Raw genomic sequence first — 3,090 nt, 5'->3', positions numbered from 1 at the left:
GGTGATCACGTCGTCGTCGGTGAGCTGGTCGAAGTCGCGGTACCACTGCCCGACCGCGCGGAACTCCCACGGCGCGGCCGGCACCACCAGCTCGTCCACCTCGGACGCCAGGTCGCGGACGGTCTCCGCGGCGCCCACGGGCACCGCGAGGACCAGCCGGGACGGCCGCCGCTCGCGCAGTGCCCGGACGGCGGCGCGTGCGGTCCCGCCGGTGGCGAGCCCGTCGTCCACGACGATCACCGGCCGCCCGGACGTCTCCGGCAGCGGCCGCCCGCGCCGGTAGGCCGCCACCCGGCGGTCCAGCTCGGCGCGCTCGGCCGCCACGGTCGCGGCCAGGTCCTCCTCGCGGAGCCCGAGCCGCTCCAGCAGCTCGCCGTCGAACACCGGCGAGCCGCCCTCGGCGATCGCGCCGACCCCGAGCTCCGGCTGCGGCGGGTACCCGATCTTGCGGGTCACCAGGACGTCCAGCGGCGACCCGAGGCGCCGGGCGATCTCATGCCCGACGGGGACGCCGCCCCGCGGCAGCGCGAGCACGGCGGCGCCGTCCAGCCCCAGCGGCACGAGCCGCTCGGCGAGCACCCGGCCCGCCTCCGTACGGTCGGCGTAGGGGAGCCGGACGGTCTCGGCCTGCCGGATGTCGTCGCGGTCGCGTGCAGGTCTCTTCCAGGACATTCGGCGCACCCCCTTCCGGGGACACCCCTACCCACTCCCGCGTCCGTTACAGGCGCGTACACGGCCTTATGCGGGCATATGCGGCTGTGGCGTCGACCGGCTGATCGTCAGGCGCCGGTGAGCCAGCGCAGCGGGTTGTCGCGCAGGACGGCGTCGAGGGTCGCGTCGTCCGCGCCCGCGGCGCGCAGCGCGGGCAGGAACGTGTCGAAGAGGTAGCCGAAGCCCCCGCCGCCGTAGCGGGTGATCTGCGTCATCCGGGACACGCCGGTGCTCAGCAGCACCCGGGACGCGTGCCCGGCCTCCAGCAGGTCCATCACGCAGCGGACGCGGGCGCCGATCGCCGCGTGGTCGTCCCCGGCGAGGCCGAGCGTCCCGAACGACACGTACGCGCCCGACTCGGCGATCTTGCGGTGCTGGCCGGGGTCGTCCACCCGGTCCTGCTGGCCGACGGCGACCCGGCCCGGCGCCAGCCCGGCGCCCGTAAGGATCTCCAGCTGGGCGAGGCCGGCGCGGCCGTAGGTCGCGACCGACAGCCCCGAGTAGCGGGCAGCGCGGGCGGCGGCGCGCAGGCACAGCTCCTCCGCCTCCGTCGGCGCCTCGCCCCACGTGCCGATCTCGCCGATGACGCCGGGCAGCGAGTTGGTGCCGTCCATGCCGAAGCCGACCTCGGCGAGGAGCCGCTCGGCGAGCCGCTCGACACCGGTCCGCCCGTCCGGGCCCTCCGCGTCACCTGTCTGCGGGGCCGCCCCGGCTTGCAGGGCCTCGCGGACGAACGACGGGTGGAACGGCTCGGTGAACACGCCCGTCCCGGCGACGACCGCGACCCGCGCCCCGGCGCTGATCCGGGCGAGCGCGGCGGCGTTGCGCCCCATGCCCGAGCACGTCAGGTCGACGACGAGGCCGAGCCCGTGCTCGCGGCGCAGGGCGGCGAGCTCCCGCTGGACGGACTTCTCCTCGTCCAGCCACCGGCCCGGGTCGGACTCCACGAGCTGAGGGCGCGCGGGCCAGCGCAGGTCCATCTGCAGGTGCTCGTGGGACAGCACCGGCCCGGTGATCTCGGACGTCGGGACCGTGCCGGTGACGGTGCGGAGCCGGCCGGAGTCCTGTCGGGGGGTCATGTCACGCGAGGCTACGACATGTTTGACCTTATCAAGACCCTAGTCGGCCCTGTTTTTACCTTCGGCTGCCGCGGTGTCCGACTCTACGTCGGACGCCCGGGTGGCCCCCGGGGCCGCGTCCCCGTTGGCGGCCTTCGCGGCGAGCTCGGCGCGCGCCCGCGCGGTGATCTCGCTCGGCCACCGCCGGTCGATCTCGGCGTTCAGCGTCGCCCCGATCAGCACCGCGAGCGCCGCGACGTACAGCCAGGCCAGCAGCGCGATCGCGGCGGCGAGCGACCCGTACACCGACACGCCGCTCAGCGAGCCGGTGAGGTAGATCCGGAGCGTGACGCTGCCGACGATCCAGATCAGCAGCGCCAGCGCCGCGCCCGGCACCGCGCGCGACCAGGCCGTCCGCACCGGGACGCTCACGTGGTACAGGGTCGCCAGGAAGACGATCGACAGCGTCACCACGACCGGCCAGTACAGCACCTGGACGGTCTCGGCGCTCTCCGGCAGCGCCTCCCGCACCAGCGTGGGCCCGGCCACCAGCAGCGGGATGACGATCACCAGGATGAGCAGGCCGATGAGATAGAGGAAGAACGCGCGCAGCCGGGTGCGGATCACCCCGCGGATGCCGGACAGCCCGTACGCGATGGTGATCGTGTCGACGTAGACGTTCGTCGCCCGCGACCCCGCCCACAGCGAGATCAGGAAGCTGACCGACACGATGTCCGGGCTGCCGCCCTTGATCACGTCGTCCAGCAGCGGCTCGACGGCGGTCTCGACCGCGGGCCCGGTGAGGACCTGCTGGGAGTGCTCGATCACCCAGGTGCGGATGTCGGCGACGGCCTCGGGCCCGATCATGCCGCGCAGGTGGCCCATCGTGCCGATCAGCCCGATGACCAGCGGCGGCAGCGACAGCAGCGCGAAGAACGCGGCCTCGGCCGCCAGCCCGGTCACCCGGTACCGGAACGCGCCCACCGCGGTGCCCTTGATCAGCTCCCAGCCGACCCGCCCGGACGCCCCCGCGGACGCGCGGACGCGCGGACCGAGCCGCTCACGGTCCGTACCGCTGGACTCCGGGCCGTCCCGATCATCCGGGACATCCGGCGCATCCTGCTCGGCATCGGGGTCGGAGTCCCCGGCCGGGGAGACGCCCGCGGCGTCGGAGACGGTGGTCACACCGCCCCACCGTAGAGCGTTACGCGCCCGGAACATGCCGCATCACCCATCCGAGTCCTCTGTGGGGGGCCGGCCCCCCACACCCCCCGGTTCGCTTCGCTCATTTGGTGATCCGCCCCGCGCATCGCGTCCCGAC

General features: G+C 74.5%; 3 protein-coding genes. All 3 read right to left on the bottom strand.

Going from position 1 to position 3,090, the window contains the following annotated elements; translation table 11 throughout:
• On the bottom strand, positions 1 to 672 hold a 672-nt coding region (locus tag E1264_RS41635), incomplete at its 3' end, for a phosphoribosyltransferase family protein (protein WP_132182943.1).
• A 107-nt stretch (positions 673 to 779) separates the two neighbouring features.
• Complete coding sequence (locus E1264_RS41630) at positions 780 to 1,790, bottom strand: aryldialkylphosphatase (protein WP_132182941.1); 1,011 nt, start codon at positions 1,788 to 1,790, stop codon at positions 780 to 782.
• 39 nt (positions 1,791 to 1,829) lie between these two features.
• Complete coding sequence (locus E1264_RS41625) at positions 1,830 to 2,954, bottom strand: YihY/virulence factor BrkB family protein (RefSeq protein WP_243711496.1); 1,125 nt, start codon at positions 2,952 to 2,954, stop codon at positions 1,830 to 1,832.
• Positions 2,955 to 3,090 lie beyond the last annotated feature (136 nt).

The organism is Actinomadura sp. KC216 (assembly GCF_004348535.1).
Classification (GTDB): domain Bacteria; phylum Actinomycetota; class Actinomycetes; order Streptosporangiales; family Streptosporangiaceae; genus Spirillospora.
The sequence above is the reverse complement of the archived record's forward strand: the minus strand, read 5'-3'. Positions and strand labels throughout refer to the sequence as shown.

What these genes read in the sequence shown, in the direction of transcription:
- E1264_RS41630 (WP_132182941.1), bottom strand. Translation starts at nt 1,790, where the DNA reads ATGACCCCCCGACAGGACTCCGGCCGGCTCCGCACCGTCACCGGCACG.